The organism is Aeromonas intestinalis, assembly GCF_054052485.1.
The window spans coordinates 50,176-74,570 of the sequence record NZ_JBSTYK010000004.1 but is presented as its reverse complement, the minus strand read 5'-3'; the positions used below and the strand labels follow the sequence as shown (position 1 = coordinate 74,570).

20 protein-coding genes are annotated in these 24,395 nt (G+C 61.0%); 3 read left to right on the top strand and 17 right to left on the bottom strand.

Annotated features, from left to right (window positions below; genetic code table 11):
* Nucleotides 1-154 precede the first annotated feature (154 nt).
* From accA to rpsB, 17 genes are all read right to left on the bottom strand, one after another.
* Nucleotides 155-1,105 (bottom strand): acetyl-CoA carboxylase carboxyl transferase subunit alpha, encoded by a 951-nt coding sequence (gene accA, locus ACW5W7_RS06405; RefSeq protein ID WP_349921373.1) that lies wholly within the window; start codon nucleotides 1,103-1,105, stop codon nucleotides 155-157.
* A 16-nt stretch (nucleotides 1,106-1,121) separates the two neighbouring features.
* Nucleotides 1,122-4,601 carry a DNA polymerase III subunit alpha gene (dnaE, locus tag ACW5W7_RS06400; protein ID WP_456501145.1) on the bottom strand — a complete coding sequence of 1,160 codons (3,480 nt, stop codon included), beginning with the start codon at nucleotides 4,599-4,601 and terminating at the stop codon, nucleotides 1,122-1,124.
* A complete protein-coding gene (rnhB, locus tag ACW5W7_RS06395) occupies nucleotides 4,602-5,192 on the bottom strand; it encodes a ribonuclease HII (protein ID WP_456501144.1) in 591 nt (196 codons plus the stop codon).
* A gap of 76 nt (nucleotides 5,193-5,268) precedes the next feature.
* Complete coding sequence (lpxB, locus tag ACW5W7_RS06390; protein ID WP_434666309.1) at nucleotides 5,269-6,408, bottom strand: lipid-A-disaccharide synthase; 1,140 nt, start codon at nucleotides 6,406-6,408, stop codon at nucleotides 5,269-5,271.
* Nucleotides 6,401-7,192, bottom strand: a complete 792-nt coding sequence (gene lpxA, locus ACW5W7_RS06385) for an acyl-ACP--UDP-N-acetylglucosamine O-acyltransferase (RefSeq protein ID WP_349921369.1) — start codon at nucleotides 7,190-7,192, stop codon at nucleotides 6,401-6,403. Before lpxA ends, lpxB begins: the two co-directional genes overlap by 8 nt.
* Before the next feature lie 5 nt (nucleotides 7,193-7,197).
* The gene (gene fabZ, locus ACW5W7_RS06380) at nucleotides 7,198-7,659 is read right to left on the bottom strand and encodes a 3-hydroxyacyl-ACP dehydratase FabZ (protein WP_041206255.1); all 462 of its coding nucleotides are present in this window, start codon (nucleotides 7,657-7,659) and stop codon (nucleotides 7,198-7,200) included.
* A gap of 24 nt (nucleotides 7,660-7,683) precedes the next feature.
* Nucleotides 7,684-8,703, bottom strand: coding sequence for a UDP-3-O-(3-hydroxymyristoyl)glucosamine N-acyltransferase (lpxD, locus tag ACW5W7_RS06375; RefSeq protein WP_349921368.1), 1,020 nt, complete (start codon nucleotides 8,701-8,703; stop codon nucleotides 7,684-7,686).
* 3 nt (nucleotides 8,704-8,706) lie between these two features.
* On the bottom strand, nucleotides 8,707-9,219 hold the full coding sequence (locus ACW5W7_RS06370; protein ID WP_349921367.1) for an OmpH family outer membrane protein: 513 nt from the start codon (nucleotides 9,217-9,219) through the stop codon (nucleotides 8,707-8,709).
* Nucleotides 9,220-9,370: 151 nt separating this feature from the next.
* Entirely contained in the window at nucleotides 9,371-11,794 is a 2,424-nt protein-coding gene (gene bamA, locus ACW5W7_RS06365) for an outer membrane protein assembly factor BamA (protein ID WP_434666302.1), read from the bottom strand.
* Between the two features lie 34 nt (nucleotides 11,795-11,828).
* On the bottom strand, nucleotides 11,829-13,181 hold the full coding sequence (gene rseP / locus ACW5W7_RS06360; RefSeq protein ID WP_456501143.1) for a sigma E protease regulator RseP: 1,353 nt from the start codon (nucleotides 13,179-13,181) through the stop codon (nucleotides 11,829-11,831).
* 58 nt (nucleotides 13,182-13,239) lie between these two features.
* The gene (ispC, locus tag ACW5W7_RS06355; RefSeq protein WP_456501142.1) at nucleotides 13,240-14,436 is read right to left on the bottom strand and encodes a 1-deoxy-D-xylulose-5-phosphate reductoisomerase; all 1,197 of its coding nucleotides are present in this window, start codon (nucleotides 14,434-14,436) and stop codon (nucleotides 13,240-13,242) included.
* Entirely contained in the window at nucleotides 14,436-15,293 is an 858-nt protein-coding gene (locus tag ACW5W7_RS06350; protein WP_456501141.1) for a phosphatidate cytidylyltransferase, read from the bottom strand. The genes ispC and ACW5W7_RS06350 overlap by 1 nt, the downstream gene beginning before the upstream one ends.
* Nucleotides 15,294-15,319: 26 nt before the next feature.
* Entirely contained in the window at nucleotides 15,320-16,096 is a 777-nt protein-coding gene (gene uppS / locus ACW5W7_RS06345; RefSeq protein WP_349921362.1) for a polyprenyl diphosphate synthase, read from the bottom strand.
* A gap of 72 nt (nucleotides 16,097-16,168) precedes the next feature.
* Nucleotides 16,169-16,726, bottom strand: coding sequence for a ribosome recycling factor (frr, locus tag ACW5W7_RS06340; protein WP_349921361.1), 558 nt, complete (start codon nucleotides 16,724-16,726; stop codon nucleotides 16,169-16,171).
* 186 nt (nucleotides 16,727-16,912) lie between these two features.
* On the bottom strand, nucleotides 16,913-17,647 hold the full coding sequence (gene pyrH / locus ACW5W7_RS06335; RefSeq protein WP_349921360.1) for a UMP kinase: 735 nt from the start codon (nucleotides 17,645-17,647) through the stop codon (nucleotides 16,913-16,915).
* Between the two features lie 71 nt (nucleotides 17,648-17,718).
* Nucleotides 17,719-18,600 carry a translation elongation factor Ts gene (tsf, locus tag ACW5W7_RS06330; protein WP_349921359.1) on the bottom strand — a complete coding sequence of 294 codons (882 nt, stop codon included), beginning with the start codon at nucleotides 18,598-18,600 and terminating at the stop codon, nucleotides 17,719-17,721.
* A 104-nt stretch (nucleotides 18,601-18,704) separates the two neighbouring features.
* Complete coding sequence (gene rpsB, locus ACW5W7_RS06325) at nucleotides 18,705-19,433, bottom strand: 30S ribosomal protein S2 (protein ID WP_005303470.1); 729 nt, start codon at nucleotides 19,431-19,433, stop codon at nucleotides 18,705-18,707.
* A gap of 360 nt (nucleotides 19,434-19,793) precedes the next feature.
* Here rpsB and map point away from each other — a divergent pair, with 360 nt between their 5' ends.
* From map to dapD, 3 genes are all read left to right on the top strand, one after another.
* Nucleotides 19,794-20,582, top strand: a complete 789-nt coding sequence (map, locus tag ACW5W7_RS06320) for a type I methionyl aminopeptidase (RefSeq protein ID WP_349921358.1) — start codon at nucleotides 19,794-19,796, stop codon at nucleotides 20,580-20,582.
* Nucleotides 20,583-20,634: 52 nt separating this feature from the next.
* Nucleotides 20,635-23,310 (top strand): bifunctional uridylyltransferase/uridylyl-removing protein GlnD, encoded by a 2,676-nt coding sequence (glnD, locus tag ACW5W7_RS06315; RefSeq protein ID WP_456501140.1) that lies wholly within the window; start codon nucleotides 20,635-20,637, stop codon nucleotides 23,308-23,310.
* A gap of 135 nt (nucleotides 23,311-23,445) precedes the next feature.
* Nucleotides 23,446-24,273: a 2,3,4,5-tetrahydropyridine-2,6-dicarboxylate N-succinyltransferase gene (gene dapD, locus ACW5W7_RS06310; protein WP_434666285.1), complete on the top strand. Its 828-nt coding sequence runs from the start codon at nucleotides 23,446-23,448 to the stop codon at nucleotides 24,271-24,273.
* The last annotated feature ends 122 nt before the right edge of the window (nucleotides 24,274-24,395 follow it).

Sequence of the window (24,395 nt, the reverse complement as noted above, 5' to 3'; positions counted from 1 at the left end):
CCGATTATCTGGCGCCGGCTTGATCCCACGGGGGATTTACACTGCATCTTGCAAAAAAAGTCATCACATTGACCATAAAATGGCCATGCCACAGCATGAAGGCATAAAAAAGCCCCCGACTGTGCGGGGGCTTGAGATCGCAGGCAGTGGGGGCTTAGCAGTAGCCGTAACCCAGCAGACGCTGGTAACGCTGCTCCAGCAGCTGCTCGCTGTCGAGCGGACGCAGTGCGTCCAGATCCTGCTTGATGCGGGTCTTGAGGCTCTTGGCCATCTGCTCCACATCCCGGTGGGCGCCACCGAGGGGCTCCTGGACGATATGGTCGATGAGCTTGAGCTCCTTCAGACGCTGGGCGGTGATGCCCATGGCATCGGCGGCCACCGGTGCCTTGTCGGCGCTCTTCCACAGGATGGAGGCGCACCCTTCCGGCGAGATGACGGAGTAGGTGGAGTACTGCAGCATGTTGACCCGATCGCCGACGCCGATAGCCAGGGCGCCGCCTGAGCCACCTTCACCGATGACGGTGCAGACCACGGGCACGGTCAGACCGGCCATGACCTTCAGGTTACGGGCAATGGCCTCGGACTGGCCACGCTCCTCGGCACCTACGCCAGGGTAGGCGCCCGGGGTGTCGATGAAGGTGATGATCGGCATCTTGAAGCGCTCGGCCATCTCCATCAGGCGCAGGGCCTTGCGGTACCCTTCCGGGCGCGGCATGCCGAAGTTGCGCTTGATCTTCTCCTTGGTTTCGCGACCCTTCTGGTGACCGATGATCATCACCGGCTCGCCGTCGAGACGGGCGATACCGCCGACGATGGCCTTGTCATCGGCATAGGCGCGATCGCCCGCCAGTTCGTCAAAATCGGTGAAGATCTGCTCGATGTAGTCGAGGGTATAAGGGCGCTGGGGATGACGTGCCATCTGGGATACCTGCCAGGCCCCCAGATCGCCGAAGATCTTCTTGGTCAGCTCTTCGTTTTTCTTCTCCAGCCGGCGAATGTCCTCGCTCAAGTCCACGGCATTGTTATGCTCGCTCACATGGCGAAGTTCATCGATCTGTGCCTGCAATTCGGCGATCGGCTGTTCAAAATCCAGAAAAAGACTCATAGGGACAATAGATCCTCTAATCAAAAACCAATTCAACCCGCTCTCGTCCAAGCAGGACTCGCAAGTCATCTATCAGTTGATCGGTGGGCGTCACCCGCCACTCGGTACCGAGCGTCAATCGCGCCCGGGAGCCGGGCCGACGATAGTTTACCTGAACCGGACAGACTCCGGCACGGGCGGGCTCCAAAATCTCGCACAAACGCGGGAAAAAGCGCTCGTCAATGCGTTGTTCATCGAGGGAAATCCGGATCGCCCTGGCGAAACGCTCCCTCGCATCGTTGATATCCAGCAATTCGCGGGCCGACATTTTAAGGCCACCGGAGAAGTCATCAAAGCTGACCTGTCCAGAAACCACCAAAATACGGTCTTTTTGCATCAATTCTTCATATTTTTCCAGCGCTTCACTGAAAAGGGTCACGTCCAGACGGCCGGATTTGTCGTCCAGGGTGAAGATCCCCATCTTGTTGCCACGCTTGGTCACCATGCTGCGCGCCGCGATCACCAGCCCGGCGGCCGTGGTCACGGTATCCCGGGAGGTGGGGTGCAGATCGCACAATCGACCCGAGGTGTAGCGACGCAGCTCGCCGCTGTACTGGTTGATGGGGTGACCGGTGAGGTAGAGGCCGAGGGTCTCCCGCTCCCCTTCCAGCCAGATCTTGTCCGGCCAGTGGGGCACGTTGGCGAATGCCTTCTTGACGTCGTCGATCTCCTCGGTGAGCACCCCGAACATGTCCACCTGGCCCACCGCCTGGGCCTTGGCGTGCTGCTCGGCGGCGCGCATCGCCTCCTCCAGGGTCGCCATCAGGGCGGCCCGGTGGGGGCCGAGCCTGTCCATGGCGCCGGAGAGGATGAGCTTCTCCATCACCCGTTTGTTGAGCTTCTTGATGTCCACCCGGTTGCAGAAGTCGAACAGATCCCGGAAGGGACCGTCCTGATCCCGGGCACTGAGGATGGCCTCGATAGGGCCTTCCCCCACCCCCTTCACCGCGCCGATGCCGTAGACGATGTGGCCATCTTCATTGACGCTGAAGCGATAGCGACCGGTGTTCACGTCCGGCGGTATCACGGTCAGCCCCATGCGCTGGCACTCGTCCACCAGGGTCACTATCTTGTCGGTGTTGTCCATGTCCGCGGTCATCACCGCCGCCATGAACTCCGCCGGGAAGTGGGTCTTGAGCCAGAGGGTCTGGTAGGAGACCAGCGCGTAGGCGGCGGAGTGGGATTTGTTGAAGCCGTAGCCCGCAAACTTCTCCACCAGATCGAAGATCTTCATCGCCAGCTCACCGTCGACGCCGTTCTTGATGGCCCCTTCCTCGAAACCGGCCCGCTGCTTGGCCATCTCCTCTGGCTTCTTCTTGCCCATGGCCCGGCGCAGCATGTCTGCGCCGCCCAGGGTATAGCCCGCCAGCGTCTGGGCTATCTGCATCACCTGCTCCTGGTAGAGGATGATGCCGTAGGTGGGCTCGAGTATGGGTTTGAGGCTCTCGTGCTGCCACTTCTCGTCCGGGTAGGAGATGGCCTCCTTCCCGTGCTTTCGCTCGATGAAGTTGTCCACCATGCCGGACTGCAGGGGGCCCGGTCGGAACAGGGCCACCAGAGCGATCATGTCTTCGAAGCAGTCGGGCTGCAGTCGCTTGATGAGGTCCTTCATGCCGCGGGATTCGAGCTGGAACACCGCCGTGGTCTCGAAGCGCTGCAACAGGGCGAAGGACTTCTTGTCGTCGATGGGGATGGCGGCGATGTCGACCGGCGGCTTGTCCTCTTTGGCGAGCCGTGGGTTTATCATGCCGAGCGCCCAGTCGATGATGGTCAGCGTGCGCAGCCCCAGGAAGTCGAACTTCACCAGGCCCGCGTACTCCACGTCGTTCTTGTCGAACTGGGTGACCGGGTGGTGCCCCTCGTCGTCACAGTAGAGCGGAGCGAAGTCGGTGATCTTGGTGGGGGCGATGACCACGCCACCGGCGTGCTTGCCGGCGTTGCGCACCACCCCTTCCAGCCGGCGCGCCATGTCGATGAGGTCCTTGACCTCCTCGTCCTGCTCGTAGAGCTCGGGCAGCTTGGGCTCGGCCTCGAACGCCTTGGCCAGCGTCATGCCGGGATCCGGCGGAATGAGCTTGGAGATGCGATCCACGAAGCCGTAGGCGTGGCCCAGCACCCGGCCTACGTCCCGCACCACCGCCTTGGCCGCCATACTGCCGAAGGTGATGATCTGGGAGACCGCCTCCCGGCCGTACATCTCGGAGACGTGGTCGATCACCTCGTCCCGTCTGTCCATGCAGAAGTCGACGTCGAAGTCGGGCATGGAGACCCGCTCCGGGTTCAGGAAACGTTCGAACAGCAGGTCAAATTCCAGCGGATCCAGATCGGTGATCTTGAGGGCGTAGGCCACCAGCGACCCCGCCCCCGAGCCCCGGCCAGGACCGACGGGGATGCCGTTGTCCTTGGACCACTGGATAAACTCCATCACGATGAGGAAGTAACCGGGGAAGCCCATCTGGTTGATGACTTTGAGCTCGATCTCGAGGCGCTCGTCATACTCGCCACGCTTCTCTGCCCGTACCGCGGGGTCCGGGAACAGGAATTCGAGCCGCCCCTCCAGCCCCTCGCGGGATTTCATGACCAGGAAGTCTTCGGTGGTCATGTCGCCGGTGGGGAAATTGGGCAGGAAGTATTCGCCGAGGCGCACCGTCACGTTGCAGCGCTTGGCGATCTCCACCGTGTTCTCCAGCGCCTCGGGGATGTCGGCGAACAGCTCACACATCTCTTCCTGGCTGCGCAGGTACTGCTGCGGGCTGTAGCGGCGCGGGCGACGCTTGTCCATCAGGGTGTAGCCGTCGTGGATGGCCACCCGGATCTCGTGGGCATCGAAGTCATCGGCGTTGAGGAAAACCACCTCGTTGGTGGCCACCACGGGCACCTCGAACTCGGTCGCCAGGGCGACCGCCATGTGGAGATACACCTCCTCATCGGGCCGACCGGTGCGCAGCAGCTCCAGATAGTAGGCATCCGGGAAGTGTTGCTGATAGAAGGCGAGGCACTGCTCCACCATCTGGCGGTTGCCCTTGAGCAGGAACTTGCCCACGTCCCCTTCCCGCCCGCCGGAGAGCACGATGACCCCCTTGGCGTGATCACTGAGCCAGGCCTTGTCGATGACCGGGCGCCCCTGCACATGACCCCGCTGGTAGCCGCGGGAGATGAGCAGGGTGATGTTCTGGTAGCCGTCGTTGTCCATGGCCAGCAGGGTGAGGCGGAACTGCTCCTCGCCGAGCTCGTCGCTCTGCACCCAGAAATCCGCGCCGACGAGGGGCTTGATCCCCTTGCCATGGGCGGAGCCATAGAAGCGCACCAGGCCGCACATGTTCATCTGATCGGTCAGGGCTAGGGCGGGCATGCCGTTGGCCGCCGCCGCCGAGACGATGGGGCCAATCTTCTGCAGGCCGTCCACCATGGAGAAATCGGAGTGGACCCGCAGGTGGATGAAACGAGGATCGGCCATTTATTCGATCCCCAGGGCGCGGCGCACCGGTTTGAAGCTCTGCCGGTATTCGGGCAGGGGGCCGCGCTCGGCCAGGATGGCGAGGTGTTCGGCGGTGGGGTAGCCCTTGTGGCGGGCAAACCCATATTCGGGATGGCGGCTGTCCAGCTCGGTCATCTCCGCATCCCGGGTCACCTTGGCGAGGATGGAGGCGGCGCTGATGGCGGCCACCAGGCTGTCACCCTTGACCACGGCGCGAGCCTCCATGGGCAGGGCCGGGCAGCGGTTGCCGTCGATGAACACCAGCTCGGGCTGGATGTCGAGCCCCGCCACCGCGCGCTGCATCGCCAGCATGGTGGCGTGCAGGATGTTGAGCTCGTCGATCTCCGCCGGGCTGGCGCGGCCGATGGCGAAGGCCAGGGCCTTCTCCTTGATTTCGCTGAACAAGGCGAGGCGCTTCTTCTCGGAGAGTTTCTTGGAGTCGGCGAGGCCTGCGATCGGGTTCGCCGGATCCAGGATCACCGCGGCGGTGACCACGTCACCCACCAGGGGGCCACGGCCCACTTCATCAACCCCGGCCACTCGCTTGTCTTGTGGAATCTCGATTTGCATATCAAAGCCTTGAATCAAAACCGGCCCCGCAGGGCCAGTGTCAGCACAACATCACGCCGATGGCGACCCGCCACGTCTATCTGTCCAGCAGCTCGGCCACGGCCTCTGCCGCCTGCACATCCGCGTTGCAGCGGATCTGCTGGTGCAACCGGGTGAAGGTGGCGATGAGCTCGCGGTTGTCGTTGTCCAGCAGCTTGTTGACCTCCTGCACCAGATTGCAGGGGGTGCACTCGTGCTGGATGAGTTCGGGCACCAGCATCTTGTCCGCCAAGAGGTTCGGCAGGGAGACATAATCCGTCTTCACCAGCCACTGGGCCAGCCAGTAGCTGAACGGCTTGAGTTTGTAGCCCACCACCATGGGTTTTTTCACCAGCATGGCTTCCAGCGCCGCGGTGCCCGAGGCCAGCATCACCACGTCGGCGGCGATCATGGCCTCACGGCCCTGCTCATCGAGGAACACCATGTTGAGATCCGGGGCCACCTCGGCCTTGATGGCGAGGAACTGCTCGCGCCGCTTGGCATTGACCAGCGGCACGATGAAGCCGAGATCCGGGCAGTGAACGGTCAGCTGCTTGCACGCCTCGAGGAAGACCGGGGCCATGAAGGCCACTTCGGCGGTGCGACTGCCGGGCAGTACCGCCAGCCAGCGGCGGGAGGGGTCTATGCCCAGCTCCTTGCGCACGGCAGCCTGATCCGGCTCCAGCGGAATGGCATCGGCCATGGTGTGCCCGACGAAGCGGCAGGGGGCATCGAAGCGGTCGTAGAAGGCCTTCTCGAATGGCAGGAAGGCGAGCACCATGTCGGTGGCGGCCTTGATCTTGTGAATACGGCTCTGACGCCAGGCCCAGACGGAGGGGCTGACATAGTGAACCGTCTTGATACCGGCGCGGCGCAGTTTCAGCTCCACCCCGATATTGAAATCCGGTGCATCCACGCCGATGAAGATATCGGGCGGATTGGCGATGAAGTGGCGCAGCAGCTCGCGGCGCACCTGCAGGATGCGGGGAAGACGCCCCAGCACCTCGCTGATGCCCATGACGGAGAGCTCCTCCATCTCGAACAGGGCCTTGACGCCGAGGGCCTGCATGCGCGGCCCGGCGATGCCTTCGAACTGGGCATCGGGGTAGCGGGCCTTGAGCTCGCGCACCAGGCCGGCTGCCAGGATGTCGCCGGAGGTCTCTCCGGCGACGATGCCGATGCGAAAGGGCTTAGGCACGAATGATCCCGCGCTCGTTGTCTTTGAGGAAATCCACATAGAGCTGAACGGCAGGTTCACTGGCTGCCATCTCGGTCAGTACGGGAAGTACCTCTTCGATGGTCTTGCCGGAGCGGAAAATTTCTTTATAGGCGCGTTTTACCGCAGAAATCGCTTCCGGGCTGTAACCGCGACGACGCAGGCCCTCGGAGTTGACCCCGAACGGCTTGGCGTAGTTGCCGGCAGCCATCACATAGGGCGGCACGTCCTTGTTCAGGGCGGCGCAGCCACCGACGAAGGCGTGGGAGCCGACACGGCCGAACTGATGGATGGCGGAGAGGCCACCGAAGATGACGAAGTCGCCGATCACCACGTGACCCGCCAGGGTCGCGTTGTTGGCGAAGATGCAGTTGTCACCGATGATGCAGTCGTGAGCCACGTGCACGTTGACCATGAACAGGTTGCCGCTGCCCACCTTGGTCAGGGCGTGATCCTGGGTGGTGCCACGGTGCACGGTGCAGTTCTCGCGAAAGACGTTGTTGTCGCCGATCTCGAGGAAGGTGCGCTCGCCGGCGTACTTCTTGTCCTGGCAATCCTCACCGATGGAGCTGTGCTGGAAGATCTTGTTGCCGCGACCGATCTTGGTGGGCCCCTTGATCAACACATGGGAGCCTACCCAGGTGTTGTCGCCGATTTCCACCTCGGCGCCAATGACGGAGAAGGGGCCGATTTCAACCCCTTTGCCAATCACTGCGGTCTCATGGACGATGGCGGTCTCGTGAATGATGGCAGTCTGATCGATCACGTTCGTTAAACCTCGCGTTTGGCGCACATCAGCTCGGCGGTGCAGACAATTTCACCATCAACGGTAGCAACACCGGTGAACTTGGCAATGCCGCGGCGCTCTTTCAGGAACTCCACGTCCAGCACCAGCTGGTCGCCGGGACCGACCGGGCGCTTGAAGCGCGCGTTGTCGATGGAGGCAAAGTAATAGAGTTCGTTGGGGGACGGCTTGCCCACCATGGTAAAGGCCAGGATGCCGGTGGCTTGCGCCATGGCTTCCAGGATCAGCACGCCGGGGAACACCGGCTTGGCCGGGAAGTGGCCTTGAAAGATCGGCTCGTTGAAGGAGACGTTCTTGATGGCACGCAGGGTCTTGCGCTCATCGCTGATCTCGTAGTTCTCGACCTTGTCCACCATCAGGAAGGGATAACGGTGGGGCAGCAAGTCCATGATTTCCTGGATACCCAGGCTCTTCTTTTCAGTAGTCAAAACAGTACCCTATACCAATCGTGATTATTCTTGATCCAGCTTTTTCTCAAGTCGGCTCAACCGCTTGTGCATCTCTTCGATACGCATCACCCGGGCGGCGGTCTTGCGCCACTCTTTATTGGTCTGCAGGGGGATGCCGGAGGAGTAGACACCGGGCTCGGTAATGGGTCGCATCACCATGGCCATACCGGTGACGGTGGCCTGGTCGCAGATCTCCATGTGCCCGTTGAAGACGGAAGCGCCGCCAATGATACAGTATTTGCCGACCTTGAGACTACCGGCCATCACGGTGGAGCCCGCCACGGCGGTGCCGTAGCCAATCTCGACGTTGTGAGCTATCTGGCACTGGTTGTCGATGATGACGTTGTCCGCGATGCGGGTATCTTCCAGCGCACCTCGGTCAATGGTGGTACAGGCCCCGATTTCGACCCGATTGCCGATGGTCACGCCGCCGAGCTGGGGGATCTTGATCCACTCGCCACGCTCGTTGGCATAACCGAAACCGTCGGCCCCGATCACGGTGCCGGCTTGCACCAGACAGTCCGTGCCCAGGGTCACGTTGTGATAGAGGGTGACGTTGGCCCACAACCGGGAGCGCGCTCCCAGTCGGGTATTCTGGCCAACGAAACAACCCGGGCCGATGCGCACGTCATCCCCCAGCACGACGCCGGATTCGATGACGGCATTGGCGCCGATGGCCACTCTCTCGCCCAGTTGCACGTTTGCCGCGATGACGGCGCTCGGATGGATATCCGTGGCCGGCTGCGGGGTGGTGTCCAGCAGTTGGGCTACCCGGGCAAAGCCCACGTAGGGGTCTTTGAGCACCAGGGCATTGGTGGGACAGAAGGGCAAGTCCGCCTCGGTGATGAGCACGGCCGTGGCCTTGCTCTGCTCCAGATAGTGGCGGTACTTCTTGTTGGACAGGAAGGTGATATCACCCTCCCCGGCCTTTTCCAGTGTCGCGACCTTGCGGATTTCCTGGGTTCCATCCCCATGAACCTGGGCCCCCAGTTGCTGGGCCAGCTGTGCGAGAGTGAATGCCATCAATTAGTTGCTCTTGCTTACCTGAGAAATGACCTGGGCAGAGATGTCCATCTTGCTGGCGGCATACGGGGCGGCATTGCGCTCCAGCACCAGATCATAACCATTGCTCTTGGCGATGGAATCGATGGCAGCCTGCACCTTGGTCAGGATCTTGCCACGCTCTTCGGCCTGACGACGACCATTGTCCTGCTCGAAGGCCTGACGCTTCTGGTTGAATTCCATCTGCAGCTTGGCCAGTTTCTCCTGGTTCTGCTTCTTCTGGTCGTTGCTCATGAAGGCTTCATCCTTCTTGAACTTCTCGACCAGCTTCTGGCCGTCGGACTCCAGCTTCTGCAGCTCGCGCATGCGCGGCTCGAATTCGCTCTTGAGCTTCTTGGCCACGGCGTCACGCTGGGGCAACTTCTGGAAGACTTCGCTCATGTCGACCACGGCGATCTTGGTATCAGCCCAGGCGGAGCCCATACCGGCAGCCATCAGTGCAAGACTCAAACCAGCTACTTTCAACGCTTTCTTCACACTTACTCCTTGGTCCCTCGGTTGAGGGCTACCTGATTTACTCGATTGTGCAAGCAGTCTCAAGACCGCCTGTTGCCTGGTGAGGCTCGCCCGTTGCGCGCCCCATCATTGAATACCCCCACCTGGGTGGGGGGAACATCCGCGCAACTCGTCAGAAGGTGCGGCCGATGTTGAAGGAGAAGACTTCGGTATCGTCCCCTTCGTATTTCTTGAGCGGTTGTGCCAGCACGAACACCAGGGGGCCCATGGGAGAGAGCCACTGCAGGGAGAGGCCGGCGGACATCCGGATATTGCTGGGGTCAGAATAGTCCATCAGATAGTTACAGCCACTGAAGCAACGGTTCTGGTAATCGCTGTAGTCGAACGTGGTGTCCCACACGGTACCGGCATCGATGAAGAAGCTGGTCCGCAGCTGGGGCTGATAGCTCTCGGACGCGAACGGCGTCGGCACTATCATCTCCAGGGAGGCGACCGCCAGAGCGTTGCCCCCGACCGAGCTGTCGGTGCCCTGGATCACGTCGTTACCACCCAGGTTGTAGTAGTAGAGCGCCTTCGGACCCACGGTGTTGCTCTTGAAGCCGCGCAGGGTATCGAAGCCACCGGCATAGTAGTTCTCGAAGAACGGCAGCACATGATCGTAGTCGCCGTTGCTGCCATAGCCGTTGCCATAGGAGGCACGGGCCTTGGCCAGCATGACCCACTGGTGATCCGCATCAAACGGGAAATAATGTGCGTCTTCGGCATTGAGCTTGAAGTACTGCAAGTCCATGCCCGGCACGGTCACCTTGGCATTGACCCGCTGACGATCCCCCGCGGTCGGGAACTGGCCCTTGTTGAGAGTGGAACGGGTCCAGCCGGCGGTGACGTCGACGGTGTTGAACACCATGCGGTTCTCGCCATCCAGGTTGGACTGGTACACCTTCCAGAACTCATCCACCTGGACATAGGGGTTGGGCTGGGACAGCTTGTTGTTCTCGTAGCCGAGGCTGAAGTCGAGGCGGTTGTTCTCGTTGACCGGGAAACCACTGGAGAGGCGGAAGCCGATGGTGGTGTTCTCGTAGTCCACGATGTTGGCGTCGGCCGCGCTGAACTTGTTGTAGTAGAGGCGACCGCCCAGGCTGACCCCGTCGACGGTGAAGTAGGGATCGTTATAGCTGAGATCGATGTTCTTCGAGTAGTCGTTGGTGCTGGCGTTGATACCGATCTTCTTGCCGGTACCCATGAAGTTGTCCTGCTGCAGACCCGCCTGCAGGCTCAGGCCCGACTCGGTGCCATAGCCGATACCGGCGTTGATGGAACCGGCCGGCTGCTCCTTGACCTTGAAGTCGAGATCGACCTGGTCATCGCTGCCCGCCACCCGCTTGGTGTCCACTTCGGCACTCTCGAAGAAGCCCAGACGGTTGAGACGGGTCTTGGACTGCTCGACGTTGTCGGAGGAGAGCCAGGTGCCTTCCATCTGACGCATCTCGCGACGCAGCACTTCGTCCTTGGTGGTGACGTTGCCGGTGAAGTTGATGTTGCGCACGTAGACACGGGGACCCGGCTCCACGTTGACGATGAGCTCGACCTCTTTGGTGGCGTCATTGACCTGGGGGAAGGTGGTCACCTTGGGATAGGCGTAGCCGTAGCGGCCGAGGAACTTGGAGAGCACCTCTTCGGTGTGGGTCACCTGGCTCGCGGAATAGACGCTGCCGGCTTCGATGGGGATCAGCCCCTGCATCTCGCCGCCGCGATCGATGAGATCGCCCTTGATCTGCACGCCGGAGACCTTGTACTGGTCCCCTTCCTTGATGTTCAAGGTGACGTAGACCCCCTTTTTGTCCGGGGTCATGGAGACCTGGGTGGACTCCTGGCTGAAGCGGATGTAGCCGCGGTCCATGTAGTAGGAGCGCAGCACTTCGATGTCGCCCGCCAGCTTCTGCTTCTGGTAGCGCTGGTCGCCGGTGAAGTTCCACCAGGGCACATCATCCTTGAGGGAGAGCTGGGCCAGCAGCTTCTCTTCCGGGAACACCTGGTTGCCGACGATGTTGATCTGCTGGATCTTGGCCGCTTCCCCTTCCACGAAGGTGAACTTCAGATCGACCCGGTTGCGGGGCAGCGGGGTGACGATGGCCTTGACCTTGGCGGAGTACTTGCCCACGCCATAGTAGAAATCTTCGAGGCCCTTCTCGAGGGAGCTCAGCACGGTACGATCCAGGGGATCACCGACCCGGATGCCGGAGGACTCCAGGCTCTGGGTCAGCTGCTCTTCCTTGATGTCCTTGTTGCCGGAGAACTCGATGCTGGAGATGGTCGGGCGTTCCTTCACCACCACTTGCAGCACCTGGCCGTCACGGTAGACCTTGACGTCCTCGAAGTTGCCCGAGGCATAGAGCCGCTTGATGGCGTTGGCCAGAGAGACGGAGTCGACGGAGTCACCGACCCGCACCGGCAGATTCAACAGGGCGGCGCCCAGGGTCACCCGCTGCAGACCCTCGACCTGAATGTCTTGCACCACAAAAGAGGCAGGGGCCGCCTGAGCCAGGAAGCTGGCTCCCAGCAGGCAACTCAACACCAATGCTTTTTTAACAGCCATTTTGTTCTTATGTGTCCTTGTTGATGCTCTAGCCTCAGAGGCGAGCGAAATCATTAAACAGCGCAATGCCCATCAGTAACATCAGAATGGCGGCGCCTATCCTGAACCCAACTTCCTGAATTTTTTCTGGTACCGGCTTGCCGGTGACTGCCTCGATGAGGAAGTAGACCAAGTGGCCGCCATCCAGCACCGGCAGGGGGAACAGATTGATGATCCCCAGATTGACGCTGATGAGCGCCAGGAAACCGAGGAAATAGACCAGTCCGTAATCGGCGCTGCTGCCGGCGCCCTTGGCAATGGAGATGGGGCCGCTCAGGTTGTCCAGCGAGACGATGCCACCAATCAGCTTGCCAATCATGTCAAAGGTCAGCGTGATCAGGCTCCAGGTCTTCTGGAGGCCATGCCACAGGGCTTGCAAAGGCCCATACTGTAACAGAACTCGATACTCATCCGGTAATGGAACCAGTTGTGGCGACAGGCCGACGAAACCAACCAGTTCCCCCCTCACTTTCTTCGCATCCGGGGTCAGGGCCAGGGTCAGCTCGCTGCCTTTCCGCTCCACCGTCACCTGCAATGCCTGCTCCGGAGAGTGCTGCACCCGCTGGACGAACTGGGTCCACTCGGTGATCGCCTCATCCCCTACCCGTTTGATGCGATCCCCGACCTGCAGGCCCGCCTTCTCGCTGGCGCTGTTGGGGACGATGGCATCGACCACGGGCAGCACCTTGCCGCCAAGGGGCACGATGCCGAGGCTGCCGATGGGGGACTCCTTGTCCGGATCGAAGGTCCAGCTCTCCAGCATCAGCGTCTTGTCGGTGGCATAGCTGGTATCTGCCGCTTTCAGCTTGAGCTGCACGGAGCTATCACCCAGGTGACTGATGAGGGCGTAGGTCACCGCCTCCCAATCCCCCGTGGTCTCATCCCCCACGCCGACAATTTCCATGCCGGGCAGGACACCCGCCTCGGCCACGATGGAGCCGGGGCGAACCTCGCCAACCACCGGTTTGACGCTTGGGACACCAATCATGAACATCAGCCAGAAGGCGAACAGGGCAAACACGAAATTGGCCATGGGGCCGGCCGCGACGATGGCCATCCGAGCCCAGACGCTCTTGTGGTTGAAAGCCTGCTGCTCTTCACCGGGCTTGAGCTCATCGACCCGGCCGTCCAGCATCTTCACATAGCCACCGAGGGGGATCAGGGCCAGCACGTATTCAGTGCCATCCTTGCCGATACGGCGCCAGATAGCCTTGCCAAACCCGATGGAGAAGCGCTCCACCTTGACGCCGCAGCGGCGGGCCACCCAGAAGTGGCCGAATTCATGGACCGCAACCAGCAGTCCGAGGGCGACGATGAAGGCCCCGATATTCCAGAGAACCCCGCCCATCAGTGCGCCACCCCGGCGTCATGGGCGCGGCGGGATGGGAACGACAGTTGCATTCCAATCATCGAGCAAGCTCCTTAATCAGTTGCTGGGCACGGGCACGGGCCACAGTGTCCAGCGCAATCAGATCGTCCAGGGAGGTGGCGGGGCTGTCGCCCAGGGCTCCCATGATGGACTCGTTGACTCTGGCAATATCCATAAATCCGATCCGCTCTGCAAGAAAAGCCGCGACGCTCTCCTCATTGGCGGCATTGAGGGAGGTCGTCGCCGCCTGTCCCTGCGCACAGGCGGCCATGGCCAGTGCCAGGCAGGGATAGCGCTCGTAGTCCGGACGGATAAAGCTGAATTCTCCGACACTGAAGAAATCCAAAGGTTCAACGCCGGACTCAATCCTGGCCGGATATGCCAGAGCGTGGGCGATGGGGGTGCACATGTCGGGATTGCCGAGCTGGGCCAGCACGGAGCCATCCTTGTACTGCACCATGGAGTGGATGACCGACTGGGGGTGGATCACCACCTGGATCTGCTCGGGGGCGGCATTGAACAACCAGCGCGCCTCTATGTATTCGAGCCCCTTGTTGATCATGGTGGCGGAATCCACCGAGATCTTGGCCCCCATGGACCAGTTCGGGTGAGCGACCGCCTGGGCCGGGGTGACCCTATCCAGCTCGGCGATGTCGGTATAACGGAAGGGGCCGCCGGAACCGGTCAGCAGTATCTTGCTGATGCCGGCCCCCGCCAGATCGCAGAAACCGGGCTGGCGCTGGATATCCTCTGGCAGGCACTGGAAGATGGCATTGTGTTCACTGTCGATGGGCAGCAGGGTGGCACCGCAATCGCGCACCGCCTCCATGAAGAAGGCCCCGGACATCACCAGCGCCTCCTTGTTGGCCAGCAGGATGCGCTTGCCCGCCCGCACGGCGGCCATGGTAGGCGCCAGTCCGGCGGCGCCGACGATGGCCGCCATGACGCTATGGGCGTCGGGATGGGCGGCCACGTCGCACAGGGCGGCCTGACCGGACAGCACCCGGGTGGCGCTGCCATGGGTCTTGAGGCGCTCCGCCAGCTCGCGTGCCGCGCCCGCATCGACCATGACGGCAAAACGGGGGGAGAATTCGAGACAGTCTCGCAGCATGGCATCCACGCTGCGGGCCGCCGTCAGCGCCAGCACCTGCCAGCGCCCCGGGTTCTGTCGCAGTACCTTGAGGGTGCTCTGACCGATGGAGCCCGAGGCTCCCAGGATCACCAGGTTGGACATTAGAACTCCTGACTGAGAAGCAGATAGCTGAGCAAGAAGACCGGCAGCGCCGCCGTCAGGCTGTCGATACGGTCAAGGATGCCGCCATGGCCCGGCAGCAGGGTGCCGGAATCCTTGATGCCCGCTTCGCGCTTGAACATGCTTTCGGTGAGATCGCCGAGCACGGAGGCCAGCACCGCCAGCAAAGAGCAGAGCAACACCACCCCCATCTTGGCGGGTACGAAGCCCATGAACCAGGTGACACCGACCGCCAGCAGGCTCGCGGTAAACAGGCCGCCCAGCATGCCCTCGATGGTTTTACCCGGGCTCACCGCCGGCGCCAGCTTGTGTTTGCCGAATGCCTTGCCGAAAAAATACGCGCCAGAATCTGCCGCCCAGACCAGTCCCATGACGAACAGCAGGATCCAGGCCCCCATCATGGGGTCGTGATAGAAGTTGTAGCCACGGATGGCCACCAGGGACCAGAAGAAGGGCACCAGGGTGACCAGGCCGAACAGGGACTTGAGCCAGATGGACTTTTGCCACAGCTTGGCGCTCTGGGGGTAGCGCAATACCAGCAGCAGCCCCAGCAGCCACCAGCTGACCGCGGTCCAGAGTACCCCCATCAGCAGGGGATGCAGCTGCGGGATCCAGAGTTGCTCCACCGGCACCCAATACAGGCTGGCGCCGAGCAACAGGCAGAACACCAGCGGCAACCATTGCTGCGGCTGGGCAGAGACGAAGGCGCTCCATTCACGGCTGGCCAGCACGAAGACCAGGGCGGCCAGCAGGGCGAAGAATTTCAATGGCAGAAAAAACAGTGCCCCCAACACCAGGGGTACTAGCAGCAATACGGTAATAATTCGTTGTTTTAGCAAAAGAACCTCTCTCTTGGGAGCGGGATTTAGCCGGTCTGGTGCTCGGCGATCAATGCCCGTATCTGTTCACCCGTGCACCCGAAGCGACGCTCGCGGGCCACGAAGGAGGCTACCGCCTCACTGAACTCGGCCTCGTTGAAATCGGGCCACAATACCGGAGTAAAATAGAGCTCGGCATAGGCCAGCTGCCACAGCACAAAGTTGCTGATGCGATGGTCACCACCGGTGCGGATGAGCAGGTCCACCGGCGGCAGACCGGCCATGCAGACCTGGTCTGCCAGCATCCCCTCGTCGATCGCCTCCGCATCCAGCTCACCGGCTGCCACGGCGCGGGCCAGCTTGCGAGCAGCCTGGGCGATGTCCCACTGCCCACCATAGTTGGCAGCAATGTTGAGGGTCAGCCCCTGATTGGCGGCAGTCAATGCCTCCGCCTTGGCAATCTTGGCCTGCAACCGTTCGCTGAAACGGGCGGTATCGCCGATCACCTTGAGACGGATGCCGTTGCTGTGCAACTTGGTCACCTCGCGTCCCAGCACCGTCATGAACAGCTCCATCAGGGCGTTCACCTCCCCTTCGGGACGGCGCCAGTTCTCGCTTGAAAACGCAAACAGCGTCAGCGCCTCCATCTGGGCGCGGGCGGCGAAGGTCACGGCTTCACGGACGGACTTCACACCCGCCTTGTGACCCGAGACCCGCATCTTGCCGCGGTTTTGAGCCCAGCGACCGTTTCCATCCATGATGATGGCAACGTGACGAGGCAAGGACGAGCTGGCGCTATCGCCCAGCGCTGCCAAAAGCGACATTCATTTCTCCCACAAAGACAAAAGCGCCGTGCAGGGGCACTACACGGCGCTCGTAATATACCTGTCGGAGGCTTAGATTTCCATTAGCTCCTTTTCCTTCGCAGCCAGCGCTTCGTCTACCAGCTTGATGAAGGAATCGGTGAGCTTCTGGATCTCTTCCTGGCCACGACGGTCGTCGTCTTCGGAGATCTCTTTGTCCTTGAGCAGGGACTTGAAGTCGGCGTTGGCATCACGACGGATGTTGCGCACCGCAACCCGGGCACCTTCCGCTTCGGCGCGGACGATCTTGGTCAGATCGCGACGACGCTCTTCGGTCAGCGGCGGCAGGGGCACGCGCAGGGTCTGGCCGTTGCTGGAGGGGTTCAGGCCCAGATCGGAGGTCAGGATGGCTTTTTCCACCGCCTGGATCATAGAGCGATCGAAGATGGAGATGGAGAGCGTACGGGCATCTTCCGCCACGACGTTGGCCAACTGTTTCAGAGGAGTGGCGGCACCGTAATACTCCACCTGGATGCCGTCGAGCAGGCTCGGGTGAGCACGGCCGGTACGGATCTTGGACATCTGGGTTTTGAGCGATTCTACGCTCTTGGCCATGCGGTCCTTGGCGTCGTTTTTAATCTCGTTGATCACAGTGTTTTCCTTTTGGCGAACGAGCCGGTACGCGGCTCGTGTCTATCTTATTGACTGGCGTAATGGATAAGCACGCCTAATGACCCAGGTTATCTTATTAGCTGGTGTCATGAGCAAGTGCACAGGGTTGCCCACTCTACCCGATTGGCCAGCCATGGATAAGAAAGTCCGATGACTGACGCTATCTTACTTGCTGGCCTGATGGATCAGGGTGCCTTCCGGCTCACCCATGATGACACGGCGCAGGGCACCCGGCTTGTTCATGTTGAACACCCGGATCGGCAGATCGTGATCACGGGCCAGAGTAAAGGCTGCAAGATCCATTACCTTGAGTTCTTTTTCAAGAACTTCATCATAACTCAGTTCGTGATACAGCACGGCATCCGGATTCTTGACCGGATCGTCGGTGAACACGCCATCGACCTTGGTCGCTTTCAGCACCACGTCGGCTTCGATCTCGATACCGCGCAGGCAGGCTGCGGAGTCGGTGGTGAAGAAGGGGTTGCCGGTACCGGCGGAGAAGATGACCACCTTGCCGGCGCGCAGCTGGCTGATGGCTTCGGCCCAGCTGTAGGAGTCACAGACCCCCTGCAGGGAGATGGCCGACATCAGGCGGGCATTCACATAAGCACGATGCAGGGCATCACGCATGGCCAGGCCGTTCATGACGGTCGCCAGCATGCCCATGTGGTCACCCACCACGCGGTTCATGCCCGCCTTGGCAAGACCGGCGCCACGGAACAGGTTGCCGCCACCGATGACCAGACCAACCTGAACACCCAGCTCAACCAGCTCTTTGATCTCTTGGGCCATCCGTTCCAGCACCGCCGGATCAATGCCAAAACCCTCGGATCCTTGCAGGGCTTCACCACTCAACTTCAGAAGAACACGTCTGTATGCAGGCTTGGGATTGGTACTCATGTCACTGATTCCTGGTCATATAAAGACCGCGACATAAGTCGCGGTCTGGGGAAACGGAAAAACCGGTTCGATTAGGCCTTCTGAGCGGCCGCGATCTGGGCTGCTACTTCAGCAGCGAAATCGGTCTCTTGCTTCTCGATGCCTTCGCCCACTTCGAAACGGGTGAAGGAGACAACGTCAGCGCCTTCTTTCTTCAGCAGATCGGCAACAGTGATGGACGGATCCTTCACGAAGGGTTGACCAGTCAGGGAAACCTCACCGGTGAACTTCTTCATGCGGCCTTCAACCATCTTCTCGGCGATGTCTTTCGGCTTGCCGGAGTTGATGGCGATGTCGATCTGGATTTCGCGCTCTTTGGCAACGACTTCGGCAGACACGTCTTCCGGCTTGACGAATTGCGGGCTGTTGGCAGCAACGTGCATGGCCAGATCTTTGGCCAGCTCGGCAGTACCACCGGCCAGCTTGGTGATAACACCGATGCGGGAACCGTGTACGTAGGTACCCAGGTTGTCACCTTCAACCAGCATCACGCGACGCAGGTTCATGTTCTCACCGATCTTGGCGATCAGGTTGGTGATGGTCAGCTCAACAGACTCACCGTTACCGAAGTCGGCCGCCTTCAGGGCGTCAACGTCAGCAATTTTCTGGGTCGCGGCGATGTCGGCGATCTTCTGGCCCATGGCCATGAAGCTGGCATCTTTGGCGACGAAGTCGGTTTCGCTGTTCAGCTCGATCATGGCGGCAACGTTGCCTTCGGTACGGGCGAAGATCACGCCTTCAGCGGCGATACGGCCCGCTTTCTTGGCGGCCTTGGCCTGACCGGATTTACGCATGTTCTCGATGGCCAGCTCGATATCACCAGCAGCTTCTTCCAGTGCTTTTTTGCAATCCATCATGCCAGCGGCGGTGCGCTCGCGCAGTTCTTTTACCAGGGCGGCAGTAACGTTAGCCATGTCCAGTATCCTCGGTCTTGATTTGACAAGAAACAGGGGCCACAAGGGCCCCTGCTAACCAATTACATCAGCTTGGTTAATAAGGGCTTTTCAGTCCTTACTAATTACTCAGCTTCAACGAAGCCATCTTGTTCGGCTTGAACAACGATGTCCTGAGCGCGAGCTTCCAGTACGGTGTCAGCGGCAGCATTCAGGTACAGCTGTACGGCACGGATAGCATCGTCGTTACCCGGGATGACGTAATCAACGCCGTCCGGGTTGGAGTTGGTATCAACGATGGAAACTACCGGGATACCCAGGTTGTTGGCTTCTTTGATAGCGATGTGCTCGTGGTCGGCATCGACAACGAACAGAACGTCAGGCAGGCCGCCCATGTTCTTGATACCACCCAGGCTCTTCTCCAGCTTTTCCATTTCGCGAGTACGCATCAGCGCCTCTTTCTTGGTCAGCTTGTCGAAGGTACCGTCTTGGCTCTGGGTTTCCAGATCCTTCAGACGCTTGATGGACTGACGAACGGTTTTCCAGTTGGTCAGCATGCCACCCAGCCAGCGGTGGTTCACATAGAACTGGTCGCAACGCTCAGCGGCTTCTTTAACGGCTTCAGACGCGGCACGCTTGGTACCTACGAACAGTACCTTGCCCTTCTTGGCAGCTACGGAGCTGATGAAGTTCATGGCATCGTCAAACATCGGAACGGTTTTTTCCAGGTTGATGATGTGAACTTTGCTGCGGGCGCCGAAGATGTAGGACTTCATTTTCGGGTTCCAGTAACGAGTCTGGTGACCGAAGTGAACGCCGGCTTGCAGCATGTCGCGCATAGAAACTTTAGCCATTTTATACCTCTGTATTGGGGTTAGGCCTCCACACATCCCATGTAACCGACCCCAAAGGGGCACCCCGGTACAGGTGTCGATGTGTGTGTGTTGTTTAAGTAAGGGTGATGGAGCGAGGAACAAGTTCCCCATTCCGGCGCGCTTTATACCATAAGTTTGCATGGGATACCACCGGCCGCCTGCCTAAAAATCCCCCCGTCTGAACCGGGGTGCGACCGCTGGCTGACGTTGGGATGACGATCACACTGGAAGTGAACGGGGGTTGGGGATAAAATTTTGTCCTGATTGCAAACGCATCTATTTTTCATTACCTGGCTGGGTCATCCCGCGATGAGAGGCCAGGGTCGCAAGAGAGAATCCATGTCCATCACCATCAAGACTCCCGAAGAGATCGAAAAAATGCGCGTTGCCTGCCAACTGGCAGCCGATGTGCTGGTCATGATCGCCCCCCATGTAAAGGCCGGCGTGACCACGGATGAGCTCAATACCCTGTGCCACGACTTCATCGTCAATGTGCAACAGGCCGTCCCGGCGCCGCTGAACTACCACGGCTTCCCCAAGTCCATCTGCACCTCGGTGAACGATGTCATCTGTCACGGCATCCCCAACCACAAGAAGCTGCGGGAAGGGGACATCCTCAACATCGACATCACCGTCATCAAGGATGGCTACCACGGCGACACCTCCGCCATGTTCATCGTCGGCCAGACCACCCCCCTGCGTCGTCAACTGTGCAAGGTGGCTCAGGAGAGCCTCTACGCCGCCATCAAACGGGTCCGTCCCGGCATGTGCATCACCGAAATTGGCGCCGTGATCCAGCCCATCGTCGAGCAAGCCGGTTTCTCCGTGGTCCGTGACTATTGTGGCCACGGCATCGGTGCCGAGTTCCACGAAGAGCCGCAGATCCTGCACTATCGCAACGGCGGCAAGCAGGAGCTCAAGCCCGGCATGTGCTTCACCATCGAGCCCATGGTCAACAGCAAGAAGTATCACTGCCGCATCAACCCGAAAGATGGCTGGACGGTAACCACCAAGGATGGCGGCGACTCCGCCCAGTGGGAGCACACCCTGCTGGTGACCGAAGACGGTTGCGAGGTGATGACCCTGCGCCCCGATGACACTATCGACCGCTTCATCAAACACGGTTAACATCAAACCCCGGCCCATGCCGGGGTTTGTGTTTTCAAGACGACGAGATGCCATGGACGCCAGCCTGCTTTCCCCCCACCTGTTGCCCGACGATCAGCTCAGCCGCGAGAACTGCAAGGAGTACCTCAGCCGCTTTCTCACCTGGTTGCACGCGCGTTTCGATGCCGGCGACAACATCATCGAACTGGTGGCGACCCGCTCCGAATACATGGATGCACTGCTGACCCGCTTGTGGTGCAAGTTCGGCTTCGACAAGACCCCCCTCACCCTGATTGCGGTGGGCGGTTATGGCCGCGGCGAGCTGCACCCCCACTCCGACATCGATCTCCTGATCCTCTATGAAGGGGACGAGCTCGACGAGGTGCTGGGGCTGCGCATCGGCGAGTTCATCACCCTGCTGTGGGATCTCAAGCTGGAGGTGGGGCAGTCGGTGCGCAACGTGAGCGAATGCATCGAGCAGGGCCGGGCCGACATCACGGTCGCCACCAACCTCATCGAGGCCCGCTACATCACGGGTCGTCTTGCCGGCTTCGAGCAGTTGCAGGCCGCCACCCTGCCCCAGCATTTCTGGCCGAGCGAGGAGTTCTTTCGCGCCAAGCGCGAGGAGCAAACCCTGCGTCACCGGCAGTTCCTCGGCACCGCCTACAAGCTCGAGCCGGATCTCAAGAGCAATCCGGGTGGCCTTCGCGACATCCAGACCCTGGCCTGGGTCGCCCGCCGCCACTTCGGGGCCACCACCTTGTTCGAGATGACCAGCCACGGGTTCCTCAACCGCGCCGAGTACCGCGAACTGCTCGACTGCCAGAATTTCCTCTGGAAGGTGCGCTTCGCCCTGCACATGGCCATCAACAAGGGGGACAACCGTCTGCTGTTCGACAGGCAGCGCACCGTGGCCCAGATGCTGGGCTTCGAGGGAGAGGGCAACGGCCCGGTCGAGCAGATGATGAAGCGCTTCTACCAGACGGTGCGGCGGGTGGCGGAACTCAACGAGATGCTGCTGCAGCTGTTTGACGAGGCCATCCTCGGCAATACCGCCATGGACGTGCGCCGCATCAGCGACGAGTTCCAGCTGCGTGGCCGCCTCATCGACGCGGTGGACTCCGAGCTGTTTGGCCGGGATCCCGCCGCCATATTGCGCCTCTTCTACCAGATAGCCCAGCACCCCGACATCGCCGGCATCCACTCCGCCACCCTGCGCCAGCTGCGCGAAGCCAGACGCACCCTCAGCTGCTGGCTGCAGGACCTGCCCGAATGCAGGCGCCTGTTCATGGCGCTGCTGCGCCACCCCAACGGCATCGGCCGGCCGCTCACGCTCATGCACAAGTACGGGATCCTGGCGGCCTATCTGCCCCAGTGGAACCTCATCGTCGGCCAGATGCAGTTCGACATGTTCCACGCCTACACGGTGGACGAGCACACCCACCGGCTGCTCCAGAACATTCACCGCTTCGCCAATCCGGCCAGCCGCCAGACTCACCCGCTCTGTCACGAGGTGTTCACCCAGTTGCGCAAGCCGGAGCTGCTCAGCATCGCCGCCCTGTTCCACGACATCGCCAAGGGCCGGCGCGGGGATCACTCCGAGCTCGGCGCCGTGGATGCCCTGGAGTTCTGCCAGCTGCACGGGCTGGATCGCTACGAGAGCCGCCTGGTGGCCTGGCTGGTACGCCATCACCTGCTGATGTCGGTCACCGCCCAGCGGCGGGACATCTATGACCCCGAGGTGGTGTCCGACTTCGCCCAGAAGGTGCGGGACGAATTGCACCTCGACCTGCTCTATTGCCTCACCGTGGCGGACATCTGCGCCACCAACGACACCCTCTGGAACGACTGGAAGGGCACCCTGCTGCGGGAGCTCTACTTCGCCACCCAGAAGGCGCTGCGCCAGGGGCTGGAGAATCCGCCGGACATGCGCCTCAAGATCCGCGAAAACCAGCGTCAGGCCAAACAGATCCTGGCCCAGCGGGAGGTATCAGAAGACGCCGTCAACACCCTCTGGAGTGACTTCAAGGCCGACTACTTCCTGCGCCACAGCCCGGAGCAGATCGCCTGGCACTGCCGCAAGATCATCGAGCATGGCGACAACCCGGCCCCCCTGGTCACCATCGGCAAGCACAGCACCCGGGGTGGCAGCGAGGTGTTCATCTATTGCCGCGACACCCCGAACCTGTTCGCCACCGTGGCCTCGGCGCTGGATCAGAAGAACCTCAACATCCACGACGCCCAGATCATGAATTCGCGCACCGACTATGTGCTCGATACCTTCATCGTCTTGGAGCCCACCGGCGACCCCATCAGCCCGAACCGCACCGCCACCATCAAGAAGGCGCTGGAGAAGGCGCTGCAGGAGCCGGGCAAGCTGGTGCTGCGCAGCAAACCCCTGTCCCGGCGCCACCGCCAGTTCAGCGTGCCGACCCGGGTGGTGTTCCTGCCCCACAAAGGGGAAAACCGCCACACATTGCTGGAGCTGACGGCGCTGGATACCCCTGGCCTCCTGGCCCGCATCGGCGCCGTGTTCCAGCAGTGCGGCCTCTCCTTGCATGCGGCCAAGATCACCACCATCGGCGAGCGGGTAGAGGATTTCTTCAGCCTCACCACCCTCGCCGGGGAGCCCCTGACCCCGTCCGAGCAGCAGGCCCTGGAGGAGCGGCTGGTCAATCAGCTCAATCCTTTTGAGAACGGGGATGACGGCACCGACGAGGGTCTCGGCAGGCGCCATATTTCGTTCTGATTTATCAGTCAGAACAAGCCCTTGAGCGAACAACGCACAATAAATCGCCGCTCTCTCGAAGAAATCGGCCGGGGCCCTTAAAAACAATTGGAAAAATGTGATACAACAAACGGAATTTTTTAAAGGAAACCTGTCATGACCGAGTTGCAACAGACCATAGAAGCGGCCTTCGAGCGCCGTGACACCATCACTCCCGGCTCCGTCGATGCCGCCACCAAGAGCGCCATCCTGGAGGCGATCGAGCTGCTGGACACCGGCAAGGCCCGGGTCGCCGAGAAGATCGCCGGCGAGTGGGTGGTTCACCAGTGGCTGAAGAAGGCGGTACTGCTCTACTTCCGCATCAATGACAACGGCATCATCAAGGGTGACGACGCCCAGTACTACGACAAGGTTCCCCTCAAGTTCTCCGACTACAGCGCCGAGCAGTTCAAGGCAGCCGGGGTGCGCGTGGTGCCGCCGGCGACCGCCCGCAAAGGCTCCTTCATCGCCCCCAACACCGTGCTGATGCCCTCCTACGTCAACATCGGCGCCTTCGTCGATGAAGGCACCATGGTCGATACCTGGGCCACCGTCGGCTCCTGCGCCCAGATCGGCAAGAACGTCCACCTCTCCGGCGGCGTCGGCATCGGCGGCGTACTGGAGCCGCTGCAGGCCAACCCGACCATCATCGAGGACAACTGTTTCATCGGTGCCCGCTCCGAAGTCGTGGAAGGCGTGATCGTCGAGGAAGGCTCCGTCATCTCCATGGGCGTCTTCATCGGCCAGTCCACCCGCATCTATGACCGCGAGACCGGCGAGATCCACTACGGCCGCGTGCCGGCGGGTTCCGTGGTGGTCTCCGGCTCCCTGCCCTCCAAATGCGGCAAGTACAGCCTGTACGCCGCCGTCATCGTCAAGAAGGTGGATGCCAAGACTCGCGCCAAGGTCGGCATCAACGCCCTGCTGCGCTCCATCGACGAGTAAGCAGCCTTGGCTGGATAAAAAGGCGCCTAATGGCGCCTTTTTTGTTTTGGCGCCCCTGTCACAGGCAAGCCATGGCGACTCGGTTAAGATAGATGGGTCAGGAACGTTTCAAATCGAGGAAG

Excerpts from the sequence above, each read along its gene's own strand:
- tsf (WP_349921359.1), bottom strand. The coding sequence starts at position 18,600 with ATGGCTAACGTTACTGCCGCCCTGGTAAAAGAACTGCGCGAGCGCACC.
- rseP (WP_456501143.1), bottom strand. The coding sequence starts at position 13,181 with ATGGGCGGGGTTCTCTGGAATATCGGGGCCTTCATCGTCGCCCTCGGA.
- dapD (WP_434666285.1), top strand. The coding sequence starts at position 23,446 with ATGACCGAGTTGCAACAGACCATAGAAGCGGCCTTCGAGCGCCGTGAC.
- rnhB (WP_456501144.1), bottom strand. The coding sequence starts at position 5,192 with ATGCAAATCGAGATTCCACAAGACAAGCGAGTGGCCGGGGTTGATGAA.
- bamA (WP_434666302.1), bottom strand. The coding sequence starts at position 11,794 with ATGGCTGTTAAAAAAGCATTGGTGTTGAGTTGCCTGCTGGGAGCCAGC.
- dnaE (WP_456501145.1), bottom strand. The coding sequence starts at position 4,601 with ATGGCCGATCCTCGTTTCATCCACCTGCGGGTCCACTCCGATTTCTCC.
- uppS (WP_349921362.1), bottom strand. The coding sequence starts at position 16,096 with ATGTCGCTTTTGGCAGCGCTGGGCGATAGCGCCAGCTCGTCCTTGCCT.
- glnD (WP_456501140.1), top strand. The coding sequence starts at position 20,635 with ATGGACGCCAGCCTGCTTTCCCCCCACCTGTTGCCCGACGATCAGCTC.
- pyrH (WP_349921360.1), bottom strand. The coding sequence starts at position 17,647 with ATGAGTACCAATCCCAAGCCTGCATACAGACGTGTTCTTCTGAAGTTG.
- accA (WP_349921373.1), bottom strand. The coding sequence starts at position 1,105 with ATGAGTCTTTTTCTGGATTTTGAACAGCCGATCGCCGAATTGCAGGCA.
- map (WP_349921358.1), top strand. The coding sequence starts at position 19,794 with ATGTCCATCACCATCAAGACTCCCGAAGAGATCGAAAAAATGCGCGTT.
- lpxD (WP_349921368.1), bottom strand. The coding sequence starts at position 8,703 with ATGGCATTCACTCTCGCACAGCTGGCCCAGCAACTGGGGGCCCAGGTT.
- rpsB (WP_005303470.1), bottom strand. The coding sequence starts at position 19,433 with ATGGCTAAAGTTTCTATGCGCGACATGCTGCAAGCCGGCGTTCACTTC.
- ispC (WP_456501142.1), bottom strand. The coding sequence starts at position 14,436 with ATGTCCAACCTGGTGATCCTGGGAGCCTCGGGCTCCATCGGTCAGAGC.